The organism is Streptomyces sp. NPDC107654, from assembly GCF_055639035.1.
Window position 1 is genome coordinate 96,899 of sequence record NZ_JBVKBI010000005.1, and the last position, 23,904, is coordinate 120,802.

Below are 23,904 nucleotides of genomic sequence, written 5' to 3' on the forward strand. Positions count from 1 at the left end.
CGGGGCATGACCCGCCCCCGGGCCCCGGGTCGTAATGGAGACATCCCCCCTTCCCCTCTCCCAAGGATGTGCATCCCGATGACCCGTCTCTCCCGCCTCCAGCGCCTCACCTTCCTCGCCGCCTCCGCCACGGTGGTCTCCGGTGGTGTCCTGCTGCCCGGCACCGCGTTTGCCGCCCCGGCGTCGCAGCCCGCGGCCGTCACCGACGTCACCGCCCACTGGACGCGGACCACCGACGCCCCGAGCGGCATCTCGGTCCAGCTCCCCGGCAAGGCCGAGGTCGACAAGTCGAAGGAGGACGGTGTGAACACTCACTGCTATACGGTGCGGACCCCGTACGGCGGCATCATCTTCGGCGTGGAGGATGTGCCCGGCACCGATCCGTCCGCTCCGTGGGACCTCAAGGCCACCCTCAAGGCGAACGTCGACGGCTACAACGCCGAAGTCAAGTCCTCCGGCAGTCAGGTGCGCAGCACCGACGTCGAGGAGGGCGTCACCGCGGACGGCCACCGGGAACTGAGTGCGGAGCTGACGGCACCCGACGGCACCGAGGGGCACATCGAATTCGTCGACCACGGCAAGTACCTGGTCACCGTGTTCACCCTTTCCAGGAGCGGCGGTTCGGACCAGATGGACCGCGACCACCAGCGCGCCCTGGACAGCGTCAAGGTGCCGGACGACCACCAGGCGCAGTCCGACGGGGACACCCGGTCCACCGAGGCCCCGCGCTCCCTCTGAGCGGCCGTGGACGACCGCACACAGCCCGAAGGGGCCGCCCGCACCACGGATGGCGGGCGGCCCCTTCGGGCCGGGCTGGTGAACCTGAGGTCAGGAGGCCTTGGCCTTCTCCTCGGACTTGCTCGCGGCGACCGGCGCCGGCTTGGCGGCCTCGTAGAACTCCTCGCGGGGGTTCTCCATGGCGCCCAGCGACACGACCTCGCGCTTGAGGAACATGCCGAGGGTCCAGTCGGCGAAGACGCGGATCTTGCGGTTCCAGGTCGGCATCGCCATGCCGTGGTAGCCACGGTGCATGTACCAGGCGAGGCGGCCCTTGAGCTTGATCTTCATCTTGCCCATGACGATCATCGCCACGCCCTTGTGCAGGCCGAGACCGGCGACCGCACCCTTGTTGGCGTGCTCGTACTCCTTCTGCGGGAAGCCCCGCATACCGGAGACCACGTTGTCGCCGAGCACCCTGGCCTGGCGCAGCGCGTGCTGGGCGTTCGGCGGGCACCAGGCGTTCTCGTTGCCCGCCTTGCGGCCGACGAGGTCCGGGACCTGTGCGTTGTCACCGGCGGCCCAGATGTAGTCCGTGCCCTTGACCTGGAGCGTGGGCTCACAGTCGACGTGGCCGCGGGGGCCGAGGGGCAGACCGAAGCGGGAGAGGGCCGGGTTCGGCTTGACGCCGGCGGTCCACACGATGGTGTTGGAGTCGACCTCAAGGCCGTTCTTCAGCACGACGTGGCCGTCGACGCAGGAGTCCATGGAGGTGGAGAGGTAGATCTCCACACCGCGGCCTTCGAGGTGCTCCTTGCCGTACTGGCCGAGCTTGGGGCCGACCTCGGGAAGGATCTTGTCGGCGGCGTCGACCAGGATGAAGCGCATGTCCTCGCGGGACACGTTCTTGTAGTACTTGGCGGCGTCCCGGGCCATGTCCTCGACCTCGCCGATGGTCTCCGCGCCCGCGAAGCCACCACCGATGAAGACGAAGGTGAGCGCCTTGCGGCGGATCTCCTCGTCGGTCGTGGAGTCGGCCTTGTCCAGCTGCTCCAGCACATGGTTGCGCAGGCCGATGGACTCCTCGATGCCCTTCATGCCGATGCCCTGCTCGGCGAGGCCGGGGATCGGGAAGGTGCGGGAGACCGCGCCCATCGCGATGACCAGGTAGTCGAAGGGCAGCTCGTACGCCTCGCCGACCAGCGGGGCGATCGTGGCTACCTTGCGGTCCTGGTCGATGGTGGTGACCCGGCCGGTGAGGACCTCCGCCTTCGGCAGCACGCGTCGCAGCGGGACGACGACATGGCGAGGGGAGATGTTGCCGGCGGCGGCTTCGGGGAGGAAGGGCTGGTAGGTCATGTACGACCGGGGGTCGACGACCGTGACGGTCGCCTCGCCGTAGCGCATCTTCTTGAGGATGCGCCGAGCTGCGTACAGGCCTACGTACCCACCGCCTACTACGAGGATCCTGGGACGCTCCGTGGTGCTCATGCCATCGAGTATCCACCCGGTTGGAGGGGCTGGCTCGTGCGCCCCTTCACAAGCTTCGACAGTGCCTGTGCTACACTCCGCGGCTCGCGTGACGCAGATCATGGCGGCCGACGGGAACCGGTGCGCGGTACACCCCGTTGTCAATGCCGCGTGAGCTGCCTCTCTGGGCTCGGGAGGGCACGGTGAGCGAGACGAAACACCTCTCGGGACGCGTGGTCCTAAGGGGGCCCGCACTCCTCTCCTGAACATGTTCAAAGGCCAGTTGACCCCTCGGATGGGGGATCTGAAGGCGTTTGGGGCGCCACCGGGACGGAATTCCTTGTGAAGAACTTCACGAACTTTCCCGGCGGGGGAGCGCGGAGTGTGGCCGCAGGGTGTCCGGGACCTGCTCAACCGGGACCACACGCGCTCACCCGAAGGCTGCTGACCAGTGCGGATCGCACGCGGCGGGCACCCGGTCTGGGTGCCCGCCGACACCCGGAACGGCCCCTTGCGGACCGCCCCTACCGGCGCTCCGGCCCCATTCCGCGGCGCTCGCCGCCGGGACGGCCGTCGTCCGCCTCCTCGGCGCTGCTCTCGATGTGCTCCTTGCGGACGCGTCCGCGCACAGTCTCCTGCTCGGCCTGCTCCTCGGCGGTCAGGCGCACCCGCTCCACCGGCACGGCCTCGGTCTCCACGACCGGCCGCTCCTCGTGCAGCACCACCTCGTGCTCGTTCTCGCTGATGTCGGGGCCGGACATCGCGGCATCGCGGTTGGCCTCGGTGATCGGCTCGCGTTCGACGCGCACCTCTTCGTGGCGCAGCGGAACGGTGCGCTCCTCCTCTTCGGTGACCACGTACTTGCGCAGCCGGGCACGGCCCGCCTCACGGCGTTCCACGCCGACGCGCATCTGCTCCTCGGAGCGGGTCATGGCGTCGTCACCCGAGTCCCGGCGCGCCCCGGCGGCCGCACCCGCGGCGCCGGCGGTCCCGGCCGCACCCGTTCCGCCCTGGTGGGCCCAGCCGCCCTCACCGGGCTGGTTGGCGCGCGACCACGATTCGTCCCAGTCGAGGCCGTAGTAGTCGAAGAGCCGGTGTTCCTCGTCCTCCGAGAGATGACCCCCGCCCTCGACGTCGACGTGCGGGGCGTCCTTGACCTGGCTCTTGGAGTACGGGACCTCCGTGTGGTCGTCGACCACACGGGCGTCACGGATGGGCACGAAGGTCTCGTGGCCGCCGAACATCCCGGTCTTGACCGAGATCCACTCCGGGGCGCCCGTCGTGTCGTCGAGGAAGACGTGCTTGGCCTCGCCGATCTTCTTCCCGTCCTCGCCGAGGACCGGATGGTCCAGGACGGTTGGGATCTGCTCTCTGTTGATCATGGTTCGTCTCACCCTTCTGTGAAGCGACTCCCCCGCCGAGTTCACCGTCACCAAAAGGGCGAAACGAACCACCAGCCACAAAAAGCACATAATTCTCGCGGGTGCTCCGCCGCACCTCAGTGCACTGCGGCCACGTCACCGACCGGGCGATGCCGTCGCCGACCCGTTCACCTGACCGCGCCGGCCGAGCTCGCTGACGACCCGTCCCGCGAGGACGCCGACGTCGAGAAACTCACCGGTCCGTCCGGGCTCTGCCGGCTCAACGGATGGCGAGCCGTAGGCGGTCAGGCCAAAGACCACCGATCCCGTCGAGGATCGCCCACGAACGCAACTCGGACAGATACCTGCGTGTACACGAACGCGCGTACACTGGGCTCATGACTGAGAACACCGTGACCGTACGGGAAGCCCGAGCCCACCTCGCCGACCACATCAACCGGGCCGAGGAAGGCGTCCCGACCGTCATCACGCGTAATGGCGCCCCGGTGGCGGCCGTGGTTCCGATTTCGGACTTCGAAGCGCTGGAGGAAGCGGCCGACGTGATGCTGGCGCGCGAGGCCGAAGCGGTGCTGGCCGAGGGCGGCACCACCGTGACCATGGCGGAACTGCTGGCGGACCTGTTCACCGAGCAGGACGGCGAGGCGGCGTGAAGTACGCCTTCCGGTTCACCACGGCGGCGCAGCGGCAGCTCCGGGCCATCAGCCGACCCGACGCCATGCGCATCCTGACCGCGCTGACCGCACTCGGTGACGACCCGTACCGCCAGGACGCCGACGTCAAGAAACTCACCGGCCCGTCCGGGCTCTACCGGCTGCGGGTCGGAAGCTACCGGATCGCTTATCAGATCAACGACGGCGAACTCGTCATCCTGGTCGTCAAGGTGGGCGATCGGCGGGACGTCTACCGCAGCCTGTGACGCCCCGCCCGGCACCCATATCGCCGGGCACCGCCCTTCAACGTGCTCCGCTCGCCGCGTAACGAGCGATGCCGGTCGAGGATCGCTCGCTAACACGCCTCGGAGGCGCAACTCCAAGCGATCCCGTCAAGGATGTCGTGCTCGCTCACCACGACCTCCTCCGCGCCGGTCCGCTCCATGATCGCGAGCAGGACGAGGGCGCCCGCACCGATGACGTCGACCCGGCCCGGGTGCATGGAGGGGACCGCGGCGCGCTCGGCGTGGGTGGAACGCAGCAGCCAGTCGGTGATCTCGCGGACGCGGTCCCGGGAGATCCGGGAGTGGTGGATGCGCGCGGAGTCGTACGCGGGCAGCTCCTGGGCGATCGCGGACACCGTGGTGACGGAGCCCGCCAGGCCCACCAGAGTCCGCGCCTCGCGCAGCGGGACCGTCTGCTCGGCGAGGTCCAGGGCGGCCTCGATGTCGGCCCTTATGGCGGCGATCTGCTCCTCGGTGGGCGGGTCGCTCACCCGGCCCTCGTGCACCAGGTGCCGCTCGGTCATCCGCACGCAGCCGACGTCCACCGACCGGGCGGCGCGCACGTGGTCGTCGCCGACGACGAACTCCGTGGAGCCGCCGCCGATGTCCACGACCAGGTAGGGCCGGGTCAGGTCGGTGCGGCCGGCGAGTTCCTTCGTGGCACCGGTGAAGGAGAACTCCGCCTCCTGGTCACCGGTGATGACCTCCGGCTCGACCCCGAGGATGTCCAGCACGCCCCGCACGAAGTCGTCCCGGTTCTCGGCGTCGCGGGAGGCGGAGGTGGCGACGAAGCGGAGCCGCTCGGCGCCGTACTCCTTGATGACGGCCGCGTACTCGCGGCAGGCCGCGAAGGTGCGCTCCAGCGCCTCGGGGGCGAGCCGGCCGGTGCGGTCGACGCCCTGGCCGAGCCGCACGATGGTCATCCGGCGGTCCAGATCGGTCAGTTCGCCCGTCTCCGGGTCGGCGTCGGCGACCAGCAGGCGGATGGAGTTGGTGCCGCAGTCGACGGCGGCGACACGGGTCACTGCTGCTCCCCCTCGGTCTCGTCGAACGTCACGCACGCGCCCTTGCTCCACCACTGAGGCAGCATCGCCAGGGCCTCGTCGCCGAGCGGGTTCACACCGGGGCCGGCGGCCAGCGAGTGGGCGACGAGCACGTGCAGGCACTTGACCCGGTCCGGCATGCCGCCGGCGCTCGGGAAGCCCTGGAGGACCTCGATCTCGTCCCGGCGCCGGACGTAGTCCTCGTGCGCGGCCCGGTAGGCGGCGGCCAGCTCGGGATCACTCTGCAGCCGCTCGGTCATCTCCTTCATCACGCCGTTCGCCTCCAGCGTGCCGATGGCGGAGGACGCCTTCGGGCACGTCAGGTAGTACAGCGTCGGGAAGGGCGTGCCGTCGGGCAGGCGCGGCGCCGTCTCCACGACGTCCGGCTGACCGCACGGGCAACGGTGCGCGATGGCCCTCAGGCCTCGCGGCGGGCGGCCCAGCTGCTGCTTGAAGGCCTCTACGTCCGCGTCGGTGGGCTCGGTGCGCGGAGTGGGCGGCGGAGGCGTTTCCATGACTGCTTTCAGAGTGGCTTTCTGGTCGTACCGGCCGTGTCGCCGGCTCACTGGTCGGAGGCGTCGGACTTGTCGACGCCGTCCCAGACGTTCGCGTACCAGGGCCGGTGGGCGGCCCCGAGGTCGGCGCGGGACTGCTTGGCCGCGCCCGGGTCGATGACCACGTACCCGGTCTCGCCGGGACGCACGTAGTGCAGCCGGCGGCGGATCTGCTGCTCGGCGTAGGCGTCGTCCTGCCAGCGCGCCTTCAGGTCGCGCAGCTGCCCGACCCGCTCGCGGGCCTGCTCCCGCTGCCGCCGGAGGTCGGCGATCTCCGCGCGCTGGGAGACGTACTGCCGCATCGGATAGGCGAGGGCGACGACCAGGGAGCAGAGCACCAGCGCGAGCAGGGCCGCTCGGCCGGTGAGCCGGGAGCGGCGGGCCTGCCGCTTGGTCTGGGAGCGGTAGACCCGGGCGGCCGTCTGCTCGCCGAGCAGCCGCAGCCTGGTCGCGGTGGAGAACCGGTCACGGTCCTTCACTGCCATCTTCCCCGCCTCCCGTTCACACACACGCGTACGTCCCCGGACACGGTACGGGACCGGGTGCGGGGACGTACGTACGACTGGCTAGGCCTTACGCCAGGTTGGCTCAGCCCTTGGAGATCGCGCCGCGGAAGCGCGGGAACGCGCTGCGGCCGGCGTACACCGCGGCGTCGTCGAGGATCTCCTCGATGCGCAGCAGCTGGTTGTACTTGGCGACGCGCTCGGAGCGGGCCGGGGCGCCGGTCTTGATCTGGCCGCAGTTGGTGGCGACGGCCAGGTCGGCGATGGTGACGTCCTCGGTCTCGCCGGAGCGGTGGGACATCATGCACTTGAAGCCGTTGCGCTGGGCCAGCTCGACGGCGTCCAGCGTCTCGGTCAGCGAGCCGATCTGGTTGACCTTGACCAGCAGGGCGTTGGCGGCGCCCTCCTCGATGCCGCGGGCCAGGCGCTCGGGGTTGGTGACGAACAGGTCGTCGCCGACGAGCTGGACCTTGTCGCCGAGCTTGTCGGTGATGGTCTTCCAGCCGTCCCAGTCGTCCTCGAACAGCGGGTCCTCGATGGAGACCAGCGGGTACGCCTCGACCAGCTCGGCGTAGTACTCGGTCATCTCGGCGGCCGTGCGCTCCTTGCCCTCGAAGAGGTAGGAGCCGTCCTTGTAGAACTCGGACGCGGCGACGTCGAGGGCGAGCGCGATCTGCTCGCCGGGGGCGTAGCCGGCCTCCTTGATCGCCTCCAGGATGAGGTCGAGCGCCTCACGGTTGGAGCCGAGGTTCGGGGCGAAGCCGCCCTCGTCGCCGAGGCCGGTGGACAGGCCCTTGTTCTTCAGGACCTTCTTCAGCGTGTGGTAGACCTCGGTGCCCCAGCGCAGGGCCTCGGAGAAGGACTCCGCGCCGATCGGGGCGATCATGAACTCCTGGATGTCCACGTTGGAGTCGGCGTGCGAGCCGCCGTTCAGGATGTTCATCATCGGCACCGGCAGCAGGTGCGCGTTCGGGCCGCCCAGGTAGCGGAAGAGGGGCAGGTCGCTGGCCTCGGAGGCGGCGTGGGCGACGGCGAGCGAGACGCCGAGGATGGCGTTGGCGCCGAGGGAGCCCTTGTTGTCGGTGGCGTCCAGGTCGAACATGGCCTGGTCGATCAGGCGCTGCTCGGTGGCGTCGTAGCCGACCAGCTCCGGGCCGATCTGCTCGATCACGGCGAGGACGGCCTTCTCGACGCCCTTGCCCTGGTAGCGGTTCGGGTCACCGTCGCGCAGCTCGATGGCCTCGAAGGCGCCGGTCGAGGCGCCGGACGGGACGGCGGCACGACCCGTGCTGCCGTCGTCGAGGCCGACCTCGACCTCGACCGTGGGGTTGCCTCGGGAGTCCAGGATTTCCCGGGCTACGACGACGTCGATGGACGGCACGAGCATCTCCTTCTTGGATGTGACGCTGGAAGTGCGGGGCTGGGTGCCTTACGGCTGTGCCTTGCGACTAGAGCCTAACCGTCCCGGGGGCGTCGGCCACCGACCGACCGTCCCGTGGACATGCCGACGGTACCTTTTGTTTCGCCGCCAAACAAAGGGCTTCGGGAAGCTCGGTGCTCCCGGGGCAGAAAAAAGCCCCGCCCCGGTGCGTACGGGGGAACACGCACCGGGGCGGGGCGCCCGTGGGGACGGGGGGTGGCCCGCACGGGGTCTTGGGGGGCCGGGCGGGCCCTGGGGGACCCGCACGGCGGTGACCGCGGGGTCCGCCGGCCGCTCCTCTTACTTCAGGTGCAGCTGCTGGCCCGGGTAGATGAGGTTGGCGTCCTGGACGATGTCCTTGTTCAGCTCGAACAGCTTGTGCCAGCCGCCCTTGACGCCGTGCTGCTGGGCGATGGCTCCCAGGGTGTCACCCGCGACGACCTTGTACTCGCCGTCACCCTTCTTGACCTTCTTGCCGGTCGGGGTGGTGACGGTCTTCTCCGTCGACGGGGCGGTCCGCGTGGTGGAGCGGGTGGTGGACTGCTGGTCGGTGGAGCGGGCGGCGGTGCCGTCCGAACCGGTGCTGCCGCCCGAGCCGCCGGTGCCGCCCGAGGTCGAGGGGGCGCTCGGGGCGGAGCCGTTGTACGGGGTGCCGGACAGGCCCGTGCCGCAGACCGGCCAGGCGCCCTTGCCCTGCGCGGCCAGGACCTTCTCGGCGACCGAGATCTGCTGGGACTTGGAGGCCTGGTCGGCGCTGGCGGCGTACTGCGTGCCGCCGTAGGCGGCCCAGGTGGAGGCGGAGAACTGCAGACCGCCGTAGTAGCCGTTGCCGGTGTTGATGGACCAGTTGCCGCCGGACTCGCACTGGGCGACCTTGTCCCACTCGGCGGTGGTGGCGGCGGAGGCGTTGCCGGCCGCCATCAGCGGGGCGGCGACGGCCGCGCCGGTGACACCGGCGAGCGCGACGGCTCGGACGGCCTTGGACGGACGGCGGTGCTTGCCCTTGCCGGTAAACAGCATGGATCGATCCCCTCACCGACGCCTGCGAGGTGAGCTGTCGGGTTCGGGCCGGTTGAGTTTGCCCGGCCGCGCTCCCGCTTGCGCGGAAGTCGCGGCTTCACCCCCAGCCGGTTCCAGCTTCAACTGCCGGTCCCGGCGCCTACCTTGGGTCCCCCGCTCCTGCCTACGGCGCTTGACGCGACGACTGTTCCCGGGTGGCCGCTGGCAGGATTCGGCGTTGCGGCCGCCGGGGCTCGTGGTGACGAGCGGCCTCGACCGTAGACACGCGCCGCGCGGAATTTCAAAGACGATCAGGGCTTCTGAGACTCATCCCACACTTTCGCCAAACCGGACATTACGGCGTCAAATGGGGCGTCAACTCCGCCTAGTTCGCGTCTGTTTCACCCGCGACGTCCAGCGCCTGACCGGCGGTGATGTGGTTCGGGTCGGACCCGATGGCCTTCTTGTTGTCCGCGTAGAGCGCGCGCCACCCGCCGTCGACGTCAAGGGAGTCGGCGATGGAGACGAGGGAGTCGCCCTGGCGGACGGTGTACGTGTCCGTTCCGCGGGACGCGTGCCGGCCCGACGCGTCGTCCTGACCGTTTGTCACGCTTTCGTCCGCACTCGCCCCACGGTGACGTCCGCCACCGAGCGCCCCGGTGTCGACCAGGCTCCACGAACCGGCGGCCCGCTGCGGGTCGTTCTCGACGCCCGCCTCCGGGGTGGCGGGGGCGGAGCCGTCACCGGGCCCCCGGGAGTCACCGGCGTCCGGCGAGGCGGACTTGTCGGACTTGGTGGTGTCGGTCCCCGTGGAGTCGGTGTCCGCACCGGCGTCCTTGCCCGTCTTGCCGGTCGGCGTGGCCGTGGGGTCCGCGGAGGAACCGGAGCCGGCGTCGGAGCCGGTACCGGTCGAAGACGGCGAATCCGGCGAACCTGACGCACCGGAGTCGTCGGAGGACCCCGACGGGTCGGACGTACCGGAGGTGTCGGACTTCTCGGTCGATCCGGATGTCCCGCCCGAACCGCCCTTGTCGTCGGAGCCGACGCCCGTGTCGACATCCACGGAGCCCGAGTCGGTGGTCAGGCCGGACAGCAGGGCGCAGGTGGCCCACGGGGTGGTGCCCTTGTCGGCGAGGATCTTCTCGGCGACGGCGATCTGCTGGTTGCGGCTGGCCTGGTCGGGGCTGGCCGCGTACTGCCCGCCGCCGTACGCGTTCCAGTCCTCCTGGGAGATCTGGAGGCCGCCGTAGTACCCGTTGCCGGGGTTCGCGCTCCAGGAGCCGCCGCTCTCGCACTCGGCCACCTTGTCCCAGGTGCCGCCGTCGGCCGCGCTGGCGCTCGCCGCGCCGAGGAGCGGGATGGCGATGGCGGAGCCGGTCACTCCGGCCGCGACGAGGAGAGCCGGGGCCTGACGGGGGCGACGGTGTCGACCGTTCCCGGAGAGCATGCAGAAGCCTTTCGAGCGACAGCAGGGCCGGCGCGGCGGATGGAGCCCGTCGCCGCGCTGATGGGTGAACGTATAGGCAGACGATCACTTGTCACAAGTTCATGCCGCGCAGATCACGTGAAGATCACAGAGTTGAACGTCTGTCATCTTGCCCTGGAGGGCTTGTGGTCAGGCCGTGGGCGTGAACTCGACGGGCAGGGTGCGCAGGCCGCGCATGATGAGTCCGCCGCGCCGGCGCAACTCGGCCGGATCGGCGGCGAGGCGCAGGTCGGGCAGGCGGGTGAGCAGGGTGGCGAGCGCGGTCTGGCCCTCCAGGCGGGCCAGCGGCGCGCCCAGGCAGTAGTGGATGCCGTGGCCGTAACCGAGGTGCTGGTTGTCGCGGCGGCCGAGGTCCAGCACGTCCGGGTCGGCGAACCGCTCCGGGTCCCGGTCGGCGGCGGCGAGGACGACGAGCACCGGGTCGCCCGGCGCGATGTCCTGCCCGCCGACGGTGAGCGGCTCGGTGGCGAACCGCCAGGTCGCCAGCTCCACCGGGCCGTCGTAGCGCAGGAGTTCCTCGACTCCCGTCTCCAGCAGGTCCCGTTCGCCGCGGGCCAGGGAGGTCTGCAGCCGCGCGCGCTGGTCGGGGTGGGTGAGCAGGGCGTAGGTGCCGTTGCCGATGAGGTTGACGGTCGTCTCGAAGCCGGCGAAGAGCAGGATGAAGGCCATGGCGGCGGCCTCGTTCTCGGTGAGGTGCTCACCGTGGTCGGAGGCACGGATGAGGCCGGAGATGAGGTCCTCGCCGGGCGTGGGCGCGGCGGGCAGCGCCTCGCGCTTCCGGTGGATGAGCTCGGCGAGATAGCCGCGCATCTTCTTCACCGACCGGGCGACCCCGCCCCGGGGGCCTCCGCCGTGCCGGATCATCATGCCCGCCCAGTCCCGGAAGTCGTCCTGGTCCTCGCGCGGGACGCCGAGCAGGTCGCAGATGGCGTAGATGGGGAGCGGGAAGGCGAACTCGTGGATGAGGTCGGCGGACCCCGTCTTCGCGAACTGGTCGATGAGGTGGTCGGTCAGCTCCTGCACCCGGGGGGCGAACTCGGCGACCCGGCGGGGGGTGAACGCCTTGCTGACGAGCTTCCTGAGCCGGGTGTGGTCCGGCGGGTCGATGTTCAGCAGATGGGTCATCAGCTCGGCCTTGCGCTCGCCCGGGATGCCCGTCTTGCCCTTGGCGTGCGCGGGCTCGTCGTGGTGCGCCGGGTTCTTGCTCAGCCGCTGGTCGGCCAGGGCCTGCCGGGCATCGGCGTACCGGGTGACCAGCCAGGCCTCGACCCCGCTCGGCAACCGCGTCCGGTGCACGGGGGCGTGCTCGCGCAGCCAGGCGTACGCCGGGTAGGGGTCGGCTGCGAACTCCCACGTGAAGAGGGCGGGCGCGGGCTGGTCGGGGCTGTGCTGCTCGGTCACTCCTCGACGGTATCCGGCCGGCCGGCCTCACCGCGTCCAGGCCTCCGGGGCAGGGGCCGGGCCCGCCCGCGCTCCAGCACCTCCTCGGCCCGCGGCGCCGCGGGCCGTGAGCGGCGGAGCCCGCCCAGCACCGCGCGCCTCGGCTCCCGCGCCTCGGCCGTCACGCCGGCCCCACGCCCCGGGTTCTCAACCTGGCAGCCCCTCAGCGGCCCGTATCGCGTCCCGGTACGCCCGCGCCGCCGCCCGCAGGGCCGCCTCCGGGTCGACGCCGTCCGCCTCGGCGCGGACCGCCAGTGCCAGCAGTTCGTACCCGATGCCCTCGCCCTGGGGCAGGGGGACCGCAAGGCCCGCCGTGCGGGTGCGGGAGGCGAGCTTGGCGGCGAGGGCCAGGCCGGGCTGGCCGAGCGGGACGCCCTCCGTGACCGAGGTGCGCCGCTTCTCCTCGGCCTTGGTGCGCAGCCAGTGCTCCTTGACGTCCTCCGGGGTCTCGGCCTCCTCGTCGCCGAAGACGTGCGGGTGCCGGTGGACGAGCTTGGCGACGATGCCGCCGGCGACGTCGTCGACGGAGAACGGCGCGTCCGGGTCCTCCTCGGCGATCCGGGAGTGGAAGACGACCTGGAGGAGGACGTCGCCCAGCTCCTCGCGCAGTTCCGCGCGGTCGCCGGCCTCGATCGCCTCGACCAGTTCGTAGGCCTCCTCGATGCCGTACTTCGCCAGGCCCTGGTGGGTCTGCCGGGAGGACCAGGGGCACTCGGCGCGGATGCGGTCCATGACCTGCACGAGGTCCAGCAGGCGGGCGCCGGGCAGGTCGTAGGAGGCGGGGAGCAGCTCCAGCTCCGGCATGGCGACCCGGCCGGAGCCGGCCAGCCGGGCGAGGCCGTCGGTGAGCGCCGGCTCGCCCTCGCCCGTCGCCACGACCACCACCGTGCGCCCGCCGGCGCAGGCGTCGACCAGCTCCTGCGCGGTGGGGGACGCCTCCGTCACCGCTGTCCCGGCCTCGCGCAGGTACGGCAGCTGCGGATGGGCGCCGTCCGCACACAGCACGGTGTCGGCGGTGCGCAGGGCCTGCCAGGCGGGCCAGGACAGCAGGCCGGGGGCGACGCGGTGGCTGGTGGTGAGCAGGACGATGCGGCCGGGGGCTCCCTCGCGGGCGTCGGCGCGGGGCTCCGGGCGGCCTTCGGCGCGGGGTTCGGGGCTGGTTTCGTTCACGATTCGAACGTAACCCACGGCGGCGAGGGAGCGGATCTCGTTGTCCACAGGGCCGGGAGATCCTGTGATCACGTGATCGTACGACCGGTCTACGCCGTCACCGGCTGCCCGCCCGCCGTCGTGACCTCCCGCACCCACGGCGTCTCGGCGTCCACCCGGCTGCTCTTCTGCACGTCCCAGGTGCCGTAGCGCGGGTTGAGGTCGACGTGGAGTTCCTCGGACGCCTTGGACAGCGCCTTCCAGAAGGCGGGCCGGCTGGTGTCGGTGCCGAGCTTCTCGGCGAGCTTCTGCGCCTCCAGCTGCAGGCGCAGGTTGTCGTCGAGGCGGGCGGGGGCGATGCCGTACTTCTGGAGCCAGGCCGCCTCCAGGCCCTTGCTGCCGCCGGCCTGCCGCTCCAGGTCCGCGCGCATCTGCTGGATCTCCTTGCGGGTGACCGTGACGGCCCGGTCCTGCGCGGCGCGGTGCAGCACCCGGTCGAGCACCATGTTGTGCAGGGTGTCGCGGGTGAGACCGCTGGTGGAGGAGACGACCTGCTGGTACTGCGTCTCGTCCGGCACCGCGGCCCGCTGGGCCCGCCGCACCTCCTCGACGCGGTTCTCCAGCTGGCCGACGGTGATCCGCTGCCCGCCGACGACGGCCGCGGCGCCCGGATGCGCATCGCTTCCGCAGGCGGTCAGCAGGGGCGCCGCGGCGGCGATCGCGGCGGTGAGGACGAGCGCGGTGCGACGGCGGCGGTGCAAGGAGACCTCCAGGGGAGATTGCAACGACAGGTGCGGCGCGCCAGCGCCTCCGCCAGGGGTGGTGGTCGGGCGACGGGCGGGCGCACAAAGTCTTGCGGTGATCGATGGTAGGCAGTGGGCAGGCCGCGGCCAACCCATTCGACCAACGATTCGCGCGCCCTTCGGGCACCGCCGACCGCCGCGCAGGCGTTATCCGCGCACCTGCCCCAGCCACTGCAGCGTCCGCCGGACCTCGACGGCCAGCGGGTGGCCGGGGCCGTGCAGCCGCTCGACGTCCATGACCAGCCGCGCGAGCGTGTCGTGGGCGGCCGAGCGGTCGCCGAGGGCCAGCAGCAGGTGGCCGATGCGCCGGCGCACGTCATGGGCGAGCTGCGGGTCCCCGGAGACGTACTGGTTCTCGTAGTACGGCAGCAGCGCGCGGTACTCGGCGAGCGCCGCCGCCGGTTCGCCCAGTTGCTCCAGGCACTGCGCGGCCTCGTAGCGGTAGCGCAGCGACTGCGGGTCGGCCTGGCCGGCCTCGGCGGCGCGTTCGTCGGCGAGCCGGCGCAGTTCCGGCAGCGCGCGCCGGTACTGGCCGTCGTCCAGGAGGGTGGCCGCGTACTGCTTGCGCAGCGTACGCACCACCGGGGAGTGCTCGCCGTGCTGCTCGGCGGCAGTCGGCAGGATCGCCCCCAGGATGTCGACGGCCTGCGTGATACGGCCCTCCCCCAGCAGGCGCTTGACCTCGTCCACGGCGGCGGCGACATCGGGCTTCTCGGCCACCGGCGGTGCCGGCGCGACCGGGGCGGGCTGGGGCGCGGGGGTCCGCGCGCGGTCCGGCCAGGGGGCGTGCGGACGCAGGAAGGGGCGTGTGGGATCCAGCGGCGCCCCGGTGGGCGTCCCGCGCGCGGGCAGGAGCAGCGCCAGGTCCTCGTACACCTCCTGCGCGGACGCCGGACGGTGCTGCGGGTCCTTGGCGAGCAGCCGCAGCACCAGGGACTCCAGCGCCTCGGGCACCTCGGGGCGGATCCGGCGCACGGGAAGCGGGGGCTCGTACAGGTGCCGGTGCAGCACACCGAGCGCCGTCGAACCGGCGAACGGCACCTCGCCGCTGAGCAGTTCGTGCAGCAGCACGCCGAGCGCGTACAGGTCGGTGTACGGGCCGACCGCACCGCCCATCGCCTGCTCCGGCGCCATGTAGGCGGGCGAGCCGATCGGGGAGCCGGTGTGGGTCAGGCGCGTGGTGTCGGTGTCCATCACGGAGGCCACGCCCAGGTCGAGGACGGTGACCATGCCGTCCTGCTTCACCATCACGTTGCGCGGCTTCAGGTCGCGGTGCACGATCGGCACGGCGTGCACGGCGCTCAGTACGGCGCACAGCTGCGCGGCCACCGCGACCGCCCACGGCCACGGGTACGGGTCGTGCTCGGCGAGGTGGTCGGAGAGGTCGGCACCGTCGACGTACTGCATGACGAGGAACAGCTCCTCGCCCTCGCTGCCCGCGTCGTGCACCGTCACCAGACCGGGGTGGTCCACCTGCGCGGTCACCCGGCACTCGCGCACGAACCGGCGGCGCAGTTCGTCCGCCTCCTGGCCCGCCACCTTGTCCGGGCGCAGCAGCTTCACCGCCACGCGCCGGTCGAGCCTGCGGTCGTACGCCGTCCAGACCTGGCCCATGCCGCCCTGCCCGATCAGCGTGGACAGCTCGTAACGGCCGGCGACCATGCGCCCCGTCGTCACCGTCACCGTCCGCCCTCGTGGCCGTCCTGCCTGCGCAGGTAGTCGCTCAGCTCGTCCAGCTCGGCCCGCACCTGGTCGATCCGGGCGGGCGCGGGACGCTGGAGCGGCGGGGTGGCCGGCGGGGGCTGGGGCACGGGGGTGTGCGACACCGGGGGCGGCGGGGTGTGCAGTCCGTTGGGGGTGTGCGGTCCGGTCGCCGACGTCGCCGTCGGCAGGGTCGGGACGGTCGTCGCGGCGTACGGGGCCGCGGGCGCCGGGTAGCCGTACGCCGGTGCCTGCGCCCCCTGCGCCGCGTACGCCTGCTGCCGCAGCAGGAAGTACCGGATGTCCGCCGCGAGGTAGTAGGCGATGGCGGCCACGAGCGTGCCGAGCAGGAGCAGGATGCCCACGTAGCCGCCGGTGGTGTGGATCTCGTCACCGGGCTCCATCGCCACCAGCGTGAAGCTCAGGATGTCGGCGGCGAGCACCGCCACGAACACCCCCCAGTCCAGCGACCGGCGGGTGACCGCGGCCAGCCGCAGCGGCATCACCCAGGCCAGGAAGCCGATGGTGAGGATGCCGAGCGCCACGAACAGCACGCGCAGGCAGACCAGCCACGCGGTGTGCGGTGGCTGCTTCACCGGCTGTCCGTAGCCGTGGCCGTGCATGGCTGCTCCCGATCCTGAAGTGGGCGTGCCTGCCCGTCCGGCATGGTCCGCGGGGGCGGACGACGCCGGACGCGCGATGTCGCTTCGAGCATATGGCCCGGCAAGGACAAGCGGTCCGGGTTGTACCGAACCGTTGTCCGGTGACCGGCGACGCAACCGGCGGGGGGCCGGCAGGGCGGGACGAGCAGGGGCAGTGGGATGCCGGTGTGGTGCCAGTGGGACGCCCCTGGGGTGCCCCTGGGGCGCCCTTGAGATGCCCTTGGGATGCTCTCGGGATCAGTCGGGTGCGACCGTGCCGTCCGTCAGGCCGTCGTACATCCCGCGCACGAGGTGCTCCCCCAGCCGGCTCGCGTGCCGCAGCGCCCGCTCGAACTCGTCCAGCGCGCGGAACCGGGCTCCGTAGCGCCGCTGTTCCTCCAGCGGGAGCCGGGGCAGTTGCAGCCGGCGCACGTCCAGGCGGGTCGCCGTGGAGGCGTAGCTGCTGGCCTGCCGGTTGTTGGCCGTCCCGCGCAGGAAGCCGGCGAGGAACCACGGGTCGAGCGCCGTGGCGTCGGGGCGCAGCAGTACGAGGTTGCGCCCCAGGGCGGCGCCCCCCGTCACCTCGTCGATCACGCGCGCCACCGCACCCCCGCCGAGCACGGGTACGACGACATCGCCCGGCTCGGTCAGCACGGCCTCCTCCTCGCTCTCCGGGAGCGTGCCCGAGGGCGCGGTTGCGGCGAGGACGTCGTGGTCGGTGAGGACCGGCACGCGCGCGTGGCCGCCGTTCCCGCCGGTGCGCATCACCAGCGCGCCCCCGCGGGCGAGTTCGCCGACCGTGGTGAGCGGCCAGCGCACGGGCGGTGCCGGGGCGGCGGGGGGCGGGGCGAGGTCGGCGGTCAGGCGCAGGGTCGCGCCGAGCCGTTCGCGCACCTGCGTGAGCTGCTCCGCGCCGTCGGCGACCGCGGCCGGCGGCAGGTGACGGGCGGGAGCGAGGTCCACGTCGTCGTCGAGGAGTTCGATGACCGGCACCGAACGGGCGAGTCCCGGCCGCTCCGCGAGCCGCCCCGCGCGCGTGAAGGCGCGCCAGGCATCCGTCACGGCCTCCCGCACCGCCTCCCAGTCCGGCCCGCCGCGCCCCTCCCCGGCGAACCTCCCGGAGTCCACGAGCAGCACCTCGGGCGTCGTCGGTGTCCGGTCGGGCCGGCGCAGCACCCACAGGTGCAGCGGGATGTTGTACGGCGGTGCCGCGCCGACCGGCAGCGCGACGACGGCCCGCAACGCGCCCCGGCGCAGCAGATCGGCGCGGATCCGGCGCCCGGAACGGCGGGAGGCGGCGGCCGGCGGCATGAGCAGCACCGCGGTGCCGCCGTCGGTCAGCCGGGCCAGCGCGTGCTGCACCCAGGCCAGTTCGGACTCGGTGCGCGCCGGGAAGCCGTACTCCCAGCGAGGGTCGTAGGCGAGCTCGTCGTGGCCCCAGTTGCGCTCGTTGAACGGCGGATGGCACAGGACGGCGTCGGCGTGCAGCCCGGGGTGCGCGTCGGCGCGCAGGGTGTCGCCGGCCGCACCGTGCACGGTGGCCCGGCTGTGCAGCGCGAGCCGCAGCGTGCCGAGCGCGGCGAGTTCGGGGGCGCTGTCCTGGGCGTACAGCTCCTGTCCGGGACGGGGGTCCACGGCGCGCAGCAGGGCGCCGGTGCCGCAGGCGGGGTCCAGGGCGGTACGGGCCGGTCCGGCGAGGTCGGCCATGAGACCGGCGAGTTCGGCGGGTGTGAGCGTGTACTGGCGGGGGTTGGCGTCCAGGTACCGGCCCAGCAGGAACTCGAACGTCTGCCGGGCCCCCATCTCGGCGGCCAGCTCGGCGGCACCGCGCAGGAGCGGGGCGGAGGGGAGGAGTTGGGGGCCGGTGGGGGTGCGGAGGGCGGGGGCCGGGGCTGCGCTGATCGCCGGGGCCGAGGTGAAGGAGGTGGCCGCCGCGGTGGCGCCCGTGCCGGCCATGGCCGAGTCGGCTGCCGTGGCTGCCGCTGTTGCCGGGGCGGCGGGCTCGGGTGCCTTGGACGACGTGCTGTGAACAGCTGGTGCGGGGTTCACAGGCGAGAGGGTGGGTGACGGGTTCACAGGCGGCGCCGTCGGTGGGGCGTTCACAGCCGGAGGCGCGACAAGGGAGTTCGCGTCCCCCGCGCCGCCCCGGAGGTTCACGCCCCCCGCGCCGGCCCCGGAGTTCACACCGCCCGCTCCGACCGCAGCGTTCACGTCGCCGTCGAGGGACGCGTTCACACCGCCGCCGCCGAGCGCGGCGTTCACACCGTCCGCGCGGCTCCCGACGTTCACACCGCCGGCCTCGCCCGCGGAGTTCACACCGCCGCCGCCCCGCACGGCGTTCACACCGCCGGCCTCGCCCGCGGAGTTCACACCGCCGCCGTCAACGGCCCGGTACACACCCCCACCCGGCGCCGCCGAGTTCACCCCCCGCCCGGGCACCCCGGCGAGCCGCGGCGCGAGCACCTCCTCCAGCACCCCCGGCAGCACCGCGGCCAGCCGGGCGTCCGAGCCGGCGCTCGCGTCGAGCCAGACGGTGGGACGCTCCTGGATCAGCAGCAGGACGCACCCGGCGTGCACCAGCGCCGTGAGCGGGCCCTCCGGATGCCCGGCGAGCTGCTGCCAGACGCGTTCGCGCAGCGGGACCTCGGCGAGCTTGCCCTGCTTGCGCAGCCAGGCCTCGACCTCGGCGAGCGCGAAGGACGGGCTGGTCTCGGTGCCGCCGACCGGCTTCGGGAAGTCGGCGTGCCGTCTGCGCCAGTTGCTGACGGCGGCGCGGCCCACTCCGGCGAGCCGCGCGATACCGGCTGCGGTCACCTCTGTCGCGTTGTCCTGCACCGGCCTTGCTCCCCTCGTCCCGTGTGTGCGCCAGCATACCGGCGTACACATGACCCACCGATTCACGATCGTGTACTGATCGCAAGGCGTGAATCGTGTTGACTCGGTTCACAGGCTCTGGTCTTATTGACCCAGCGAACGAGCGGCCACCGAGGGGGAGGCCGCAGCACTCAGGGGAGGGGTTCGCCATGGGTATGAAGGCCAAGGTCGCGTTCGGCGCCGTCGTGGGGATCGTCGTCATCGGCGCCGTGTCCGCCAACGCCGGCGGCGACGGCAAGGACGGCGGTTCGAAGGGCGGCGACAAGGGCTCCTCGGCGTCGGCCGAGCACACGTCGGGCGGCACCACGGGCTCAGGCGGCACGAAGGGCTCGGGTGGCACCAAGGCGGCCGAGGAGAAGAAGGCCGCCATCGGGGGCGACGGCGAGTACCGGGTCGGCTCCGACGTGAAGCCGGGGACGTACCGCACGACCGGCAACACCGACGACATGTGTTACTGGGAGCGCGCCAAGGACGCCTCCGGCGAGCTGGACTCCACGCTCGCCAACGACAACGTCACCGGCACGAGTTACGTGACCGTCAAGCCCACCGACAAGCTGTTCAAGTCCAGCGGCTGCAAGGACTGGGAGGCGGTCGACCCCAAGGCGAAGGGCACGCCCGGCTCCTCGGTGGACGGCGACGGCGGCATGTACAAGGTCGGCACGGACATCGCGCCGGGCACCTACAGGTCGACCGGGAACACCGACGACTCCTGCTACTGGGAGCGCACGAAGGACGCCGGCCAGGGCGTGGACTCGATCATCGCCAACAACAACGTCAGCGGCACGGCCGTCGTCACGATCAGCCCGTCGGACGCCTACTTCAAGACGAACGACTGCGGCGACTGGAAGAAGGTCTGACGATCTGACGGCCGGACGGTCTGACGGCCACCTCCGGTACGGACCCCGCCGTCCCCGCCACCCGCCCTACACACACCCCCGTTCCACACCCCCACACCCCCACACCCCGTTTCACCCCCGCTCATCACCTCTGAAGGACTGTCATGCGTCTCTCGTCCCGTGCCGTAACGCTGCTCGCCGTCGCGGTGCTCCCTCTGGCCCTGTCCGCGTGCACCTCGGACTCGTCCTCCGGCACCGGTGCGAGCGCCGCACCGGCCAAGACGAAGAACCCGAACGCCGGCCTGTTGACCGGTACGCAGCTGAAGAAGGCGTTGGCGCCCGCGTCGGCCTTCCCGGCCGGGTTCACCCTGGAGGCGGACGGCGCCTCGGACAGCGGCGGCAAGTTCCTCGCCCCGTCCGGCCGGAAGACCGCGAAGCCGGACTGCACCCGGCTGGAGGGCACGTCCTGGATCCAGGTGACGGGCTTCGAGGGAGGCGTGGCCTTCGCGCAGGACGACTACGTCAACCAGGACAAGACCCAGGAAGTGGCCCAGGAGCTCGACGCGTTCCAGGGCACCACGGCGAAGACGGTGATGCGGCGGATGCGGTCCGTCGCCGCCGAGTGCGCCACCTTCACGGACACGGACACGCACGCCAAGGTGAAGGTGAAGGGCGCGGCCACGGCCGGGTTCGGCGACGAGGCGTACACGATGACGCTGACGAGCGGCGCCTGGCAGACCGGTACCACGCTCATCGCGGCCCGCTCCGGCAACCACGTGGTCACCGTGCTGTCCACCTCGGGTGAGGACGACGGCGCCGCGGCCGCGAAGAAGGTGACGACCCACCTCCTGGGCTCGCTGAAGGGCAAGTCGGCCGCGTGACCCGCGCGGGCGGCGGGACCGCCCGCCCCGTCCGCCCGACCCGTCCGCCCGTCCCACGTGTGACCTGAACCCCGGGCCCCGCCCCGGGGTTCAGGTGTCACAGCGGGTGCCGCATCCATACGTTGGGCTCGACGTAGACGGCGTACCCGTTCTCCACGTCGCAGCGGACCGGGACCAGTGCGCCGGGCACCTCGACGTCCCCCGCCGTGTCGAAGGGCAGCCCGGTCCAGCGGCGCCACTCCTCCAGCGAGCCGCTCACGGTCATGGAGGCCGGGGCGATGGAGTCGATGGTGGCTCCGGCCCGGGCGTGCACACGCAGCCACGGGTCCTGGGGCAGTCCGTCGGGGCGGACCCGGTGGGCGTACTCGGTGATCGGGGTGCGCGGTTCGCGGTGCTTGGCGTTGGGGCGTACGGGGGCGACGACCTCGCGGAAGCCGTGGGCGCGGGCGTTGTCGCGCATCGCCGCGAGCATGAGGGCCGACAGGCCGTGGCCCTGGGCGTCCGGGGCGATGGTGACCGAGATGGCGCTCACGGTGTCCGGGCGGGTGCCGTGGCGCAGGTCGGCGAAGGCCCACGCGAGGACCTGGTCCCAGCCGCGGGTGGGCAGGGTACGCCGGCCCTCGACGCCGAGGGCGAACGGCACGCTGTAGGCGTGGGCGACGACCCGGCCGTCCGCGTCCTCGGCGAACAGGGCGTACTCGGGGAGTTCGGTGGGGAGGCGGCCGTAGTGGGTGGTGCCCACGAGGTCCTGGGTGACGAACTCGGGCCAGGTGTCGGTCATGCCGAACACCGCCGGCAGCCGGTCGGGCCGCTCGGCGAGGCTGCTCACCTTGATGTCCATGCCGGTCACGGTAGGCGGTGCCCGTCCGGAGGAGACAGTGGATCACCCGGTCGGGACGAAGGTCGCCGGGCGGATCAGCGGGCCTGGAAGCGCTCGGGGGCCTTCGTCGGGTTGCCGCCGGTGGGGAGCTTCTGGCCGGGGCAGGAGGAGAGGACCTTCTTCATGGCGCTCTGTTCGGCGGCGGTGACCCACAGGCCGTACTTCTTCTTGACGGCGACCTGGGCGGCGACATAGGTGCACCGGTAGGCCTTGTTGGGCGGCAGCCAGGTGGCCGCGTCGCCGTCCCCCTTGCCGCGGTTGGTGCTCGCGTCGACGGCGAGGAGGTTGAGGGGGTCGTTGGCCAGCGCTATGCGCTTGCCGGCGTCCCAGTACTTGGCGCCCTTCTGCCAGGCGTCGGACAGGGCGACGACGTGGTCGATGTCGACCTTGCTGCGGCCCCGCCGGTAGGTGATCTCCTTGCCGGAGTAGGGGTCGGGCTCCAGCAGGCCGTAGGAGACCCTGCAGTTGCCGCCGGTGAACCGCACGCCCTTCAGGTCGCGTTTGAGGATGTCGTCGCGGGTGTCACAGGAGTTGGAGTCGGTGTCCGCCCAGGCGGTACCGAACCGGGCCCGCGAGTAACCGGTCTTCGGCGCCCGCCCCTTGACGGTCAGCGAGCGGGCGGCGGCCAGGGCGGCACCTTTGCCGCCGGTCTCCCCGGGTCCGTTCGCTCCGCCGGCCACTCCCCCGGTCTGCTCGGCCGTACAGCCGGTCACGGCGACCAGCACGGCCACGGCGGCGACCGCGGTGGCCGCTCCGCCCCTCGCACGCGTCACGGTACGTCCCCTCGCTCGCGCCGCCCGCCCCCGGTGCGGGACGGATCGTTCCGCACCTTACGGTAACCGCCCGCCGCCGCACAGCAGATGGGGCACAGTGGGACAAGTCGCCTCCGGTGTGGGGTCTTGCCGCTCGCCCGGCTTGACCCTGTCACTGGCGTCAGGGTCCGACGATCCCCGCATGAGCGAGAACAGCAACACCCGGGCCCCCCGTACCGTCCTCGTGACCGGCGCCGGCACCGGTATCGGCCGGGCCACCGCCCGCGCGTTCGCCTCCGAGGGCGCCCGGGTCGTCGTCGTCGGCCGCCGGGCCGCGCCGCTGGCCGAGACGGCCGAGGGTCACCCCGGCATCACGCCGCTGCCCGCCGACCTCACCGCCGAGGACGGGCCCCGGGCCGTCGTGGACGCCGTACTGGAGCGGTACGGCCGCCTCGACGTGCTCGTCAACAACGCGGCCGTCGTCACCACCGACTCCCTGCGCACCTACACCCGCGCGTCGGTACGGCCGCTGCTGGAGACCAACCTCCTCGCGCCCGTGCTGCTCACCCAGGCCGCACTGCCCGCGCTGGAGGAGAGCCGGGGCGTGGTGGTGAACGTGACGACCAGCGGGGCTGGCCCGGCAACTCCCTGTACGCGGCGGGAAAGGCGGCCCTGGAGGTGCTGACCCGCAGCTGGGCGGTGGAACTGGCGCCGCGGGGCGTCCGGGTGGTCGCGGTGGCCCCGGGCGCGATCGAGACGCCGATCGCCGACCACTCCGGCTACACGCCCGAGCAGCGGGCCGCCGTCCGCGAGTGGCAGCTCGACCACACCCCGATCGGCCGGATCGGCCGCCCCGAGGAGGTCGCCTGGGCCATCACCCGCCTCGCGTCGCCCCAGGCCTCGTTCGTGACGGGGGCGGTGCTGCCCGTGGACGGCGGCGCGGTCGTCGCCTGACCCCCACCCCGTCCGGCCACCCCTGACCCGGCGCCCTGAGTCGGTCCGGTCGGTCCACTCGGTTCGTTCGGTTCGTTCGGTTCGGCTCGTTCGGTTCAGCCGGTCTCATCGCCCGCCGCCCGCAGCGCCGACACCAGGCGGTCGCGCAGCGCCGTCTGGGCCGCGATGCGGGCGTCGAGCACGGCCAGCCGCTCCCGGGCGACCTGGAGCGCCTTGGAGGAGACGGGTACCGCGGTGACATCGGCGCCGTCCAGGCAGGGCAGGAAGACCCGTACGTCGTCCAGGGTGAGGCCCGCCTCCAGCAGCCGGCGGATGTTGCGGACGCGCACCGCCGTACCGGAGTCGTACACGCGGTAGCCGTTGGCCGCGCGCACGGACGTGATCAGGCCCTGCTGCTCGTAGTGGCGCAGGGCACGCGGTGTCGTGCCGGTCGCCCCGGCCAGCTCACCGATCCGCACGCGCGCCCCCGCCCCCGTACAGCGCCC

23 protein-coding genes, 1 pseudogene and 1 riboswitch are annotated in these 23,904 nt (G+C 72.3%); of the genes and pseudogenes, 7 read left to right on the forward strand and 17 right to left on the reverse strand.

Annotation, left to right across the window (positions count from 1 at the left end):
* The first annotated feature begins 78 nt into the window (after positions 1-78).
* A complete protein-coding gene (locus tag ACZ7N4_RS11060; RefSeq protein ID WP_471356397.1) occupies positions 79-738 on the forward strand; it encodes a hypothetical protein in 660 nt (219 codons plus the stop codon).
* Between the two features lie 90 nt (positions 739-828).
* Here ACZ7N4_RS11060 and ACZ7N4_RS11065 read toward each other — a convergent pair whose 3' ends face one another.
* Both ACZ7N4_RS11065 and ACZ7N4_RS11070 read right to left on the reverse strand, forming a co-directional pair.
* Positions 829-2,208, reverse strand: a complete 1,380-nt coding sequence (locus tag ACZ7N4_RS11065; RefSeq protein ID WP_471356399.1) for an NAD(P)/FAD-dependent oxidoreductase — start codon at positions 2,206-2,208, stop codon at positions 829-831.
* Positions 2,209-2,711: 503 nt separating this feature from the next.
* A complete protein-coding gene (locus ACZ7N4_RS11070; RefSeq protein ID WP_471356401.1) occupies positions 2,712-3,569 on the reverse strand; it encodes a DUF2382 domain-containing protein in 858 nt (285 codons plus the stop codon).
* Between the two features lie 171 nt (positions 3,570-3,740).
* On the opposite strand from ACZ7N4_RS11070, the gene ACZ7N4_RS11075 reads away from it, so the two are divergent.
* From ACZ7N4_RS11075 to ACZ7N4_RS11085, 3 genes are read left to right on the forward strand one after another with little or no spacing between them, the layout of a single operon-like run.
* On the forward strand, positions 3,741-3,950 hold the full coding sequence (locus ACZ7N4_RS11075; RefSeq protein ID WP_471357118.1) for a hypothetical protein: 210 nt from the start codon (positions 3,741-3,743) through the stop codon (positions 3,948-3,950).
* The gene (locus ACZ7N4_RS11080; protein WP_048457331.1) at positions 3,947-4,219 is read left to right on the forward strand and encodes a type II toxin-antitoxin system Phd/YefM family antitoxin; all 273 of its coding nucleotides are present in this window, start codon (positions 3,947-3,949) and stop codon (positions 4,217-4,219) included. The genes ACZ7N4_RS11075 and ACZ7N4_RS11080 overlap by 4 nt, the downstream gene beginning before the upstream one ends.
* Positions 4,216-4,485 (forward strand): type II toxin-antitoxin system RelE family toxin, encoded by a 270-nt coding sequence (locus ACZ7N4_RS11085; RefSeq protein WP_401564910.1) that lies wholly within the window; start codon positions 4,216-4,218, stop codon positions 4,483-4,485. The genes ACZ7N4_RS11080 and ACZ7N4_RS11085 overlap by 4 nt, the downstream gene beginning before the upstream one ends.
* Before the next feature lie 89 nt (positions 4,486-4,574).
* Here the strand turns inward: ACZ7N4_RS11085 and ACZ7N4_RS11090 are convergent, their stop codons facing one another.
* From ACZ7N4_RS11090 to ACZ7N4_RS11145, 12 genes are all read right to left on the reverse strand, one after another.
* A complete protein-coding gene (locus ACZ7N4_RS11090) occupies positions 4,575-5,528 on the reverse strand; it encodes a Ppx/GppA phosphatase family protein (protein ID WP_471356405.1) in 954 nt (317 codons plus the stop codon).
* Positions 5,525-6,061: a DUF501 domain-containing protein gene (locus ACZ7N4_RS11095; RefSeq protein WP_471356408.1), complete on the reverse strand. Its 537-nt coding sequence runs from the start codon at positions 6,059-6,061 to the stop codon at positions 5,525-5,527. The genes ACZ7N4_RS11090 and ACZ7N4_RS11095 overlap by 4 nt, the downstream gene beginning before the upstream one ends.
* 47 nt (positions 6,062-6,108) lie before the next feature.
* Positions 6,109-6,585: an FtsB family cell division protein gene (locus ACZ7N4_RS11100; protein WP_471356411.1), complete on the reverse strand. Its 477-nt coding sequence runs from the start codon at positions 6,583-6,585 to the stop codon at positions 6,109-6,111.
* A 103-nt stretch (positions 6,586-6,688) separates the two neighbouring features.
* On the reverse strand, positions 6,689-7,984 hold the full coding sequence (gene eno / locus ACZ7N4_RS11105; RefSeq protein ID WP_471356414.1) for a phosphopyruvate hydratase: 1,296 nt from the start codon (positions 7,982-7,984) through the stop codon (positions 6,689-6,691).
* Positions 7,985-8,323: 339 nt separating this feature from the next.
* Complete coding sequence (locus tag ACZ7N4_RS11110) at positions 8,324-9,043, reverse strand: transglycosylase family protein (protein ID WP_471356417.1); 720 nt, start codon at positions 9,041-9,043, stop codon at positions 8,324-8,326.
* Positions 9,044-9,047: 4 nt separating this feature from the next.
* Positions 9,048-9,224: riboswitch (cyclic di-AMP (ydaO/yuaA leader) on the reverse strand.
* Positions 9,225-9,407: 183 nt separating this feature from the next.
* A complete protein-coding gene (locus ACZ7N4_RS11115; RefSeq protein ID WP_471356420.1) occupies positions 9,408-10,469 on the reverse strand; it encodes a transglycosylase family protein in 1,062 nt (353 codons plus the stop codon).
* A gap of 168 nt (positions 10,470-10,637) precedes the next feature.
* Complete coding sequence (locus tag ACZ7N4_RS11120) at positions 10,638-11,909, reverse strand: cytochrome P450 family protein (protein WP_471356422.1); 1,272 nt, start codon at positions 11,907-11,909, stop codon at positions 10,638-10,640.
* A 186-nt stretch (positions 11,910-12,095) separates the two neighbouring features.
* Positions 12,096-13,118, reverse strand: coding sequence for a nucleoside triphosphate pyrophosphohydrolase (locus ACZ7N4_RS11125; protein WP_471356425.1), 1,023 nt, complete (start codon positions 13,116-13,118; stop codon positions 12,096-12,098).
* Positions 13,119-13,207: 89 nt separating this feature from the next.
* A complete protein-coding gene (locus ACZ7N4_RS11130) occupies positions 13,208-13,858 on the reverse strand; it encodes a SurA N-terminal domain-containing protein (protein ID WP_471356428.1) in 651 nt (216 codons plus the stop codon).
* 189 nt (positions 13,859-14,047) lie between these two features.
* The gene (locus tag ACZ7N4_RS11135) at positions 14,048-15,562 is read right to left on the reverse strand and encodes a protein kinase domain-containing protein (protein WP_471357119.1); all 1,515 of its coding nucleotides are present in this window, start codon (positions 15,560-15,562) and stop codon (positions 14,048-14,050) included.
* Positions 15,563-15,579: 17 nt separating this feature from the next.
* On the reverse strand, positions 15,580-16,224 hold the full coding sequence (locus tag ACZ7N4_RS11140; protein ID WP_471356431.1) for a hypothetical protein: 645 nt from the start codon (positions 16,222-16,224) through the stop codon (positions 15,580-15,582).
* A 276-nt stretch (positions 16,225-16,500) separates the two neighbouring features.
* Positions 16,501-19,077 carry an N-6 DNA methylase gene (locus ACZ7N4_RS11145; protein ID WP_471356433.1) on the reverse strand — a complete coding sequence of 859 codons (2,577 nt, stop codon included), beginning with the start codon at positions 19,075-19,077 and terminating at the stop codon, positions 16,501-16,503.
* A gap of 188 nt (positions 19,078-19,265) precedes the next feature.
* On the opposite strand from ACZ7N4_RS11145, the gene ACZ7N4_RS11150 reads away from it, so the two are divergent.
* Entirely contained in the window at positions 19,266-19,973 is a 708-nt protein-coding gene (locus ACZ7N4_RS11150) for a hypothetical protein (RefSeq protein ID WP_471356436.1), read from the forward strand.
* A gap of 143 nt (positions 19,974-20,116) precedes the next feature.
* Positions 20,117-20,833, forward strand: coding sequence for a hypothetical protein (locus ACZ7N4_RS11155; protein WP_471356439.1), 717 nt, complete (start codon positions 20,117-20,119; stop codon positions 20,831-20,833).
* Positions 20,834-20,930: 97 nt separating this feature from the next.
* Here the strand turns inward: ACZ7N4_RS11155 and ACZ7N4_RS11160 are convergent, their stop codons facing one another.
* Complete coding sequence (locus ACZ7N4_RS11160) at positions 20,931-21,674, reverse strand: GNAT family N-acetyltransferase (protein ID WP_471356441.1); 744 nt, start codon at positions 21,672-21,674, stop codon at positions 20,931-20,933.
* Between the two features lie 74 nt (positions 21,675-21,748).
* Positions 21,749-22,486 (reverse strand): HNH endonuclease family protein, encoded by a 738-nt coding sequence (locus tag ACZ7N4_RS11165; RefSeq protein WP_471356444.1) that lies wholly within the window; start codon positions 22,484-22,486, stop codon positions 21,749-21,751.
* Between the two features lie 181 nt (positions 22,487-22,667).
* Between ACZ7N4_RS11165 and ACZ7N4_RS11170 the strand changes: the two are divergent.
* Positions 22,668-23,419 (forward strand): annotated as a pseudogene (locus ACZ7N4_RS11170) (SDR family NAD(P)-dependent oxidoreductase).
* 95 nt (positions 23,420-23,514) lie between these two features.
* Here the strand turns inward: ACZ7N4_RS11170 and ACZ7N4_RS11175 are convergent.
* Entirely contained in the window at positions 23,515-23,877 is a 363-nt protein-coding gene (locus ACZ7N4_RS11175) for a MerR family transcriptional regulator (protein ID WP_471356446.1), read from the reverse strand.
* Between the last annotated feature and the right edge of the window lie 27 nt (positions 23,878-23,904).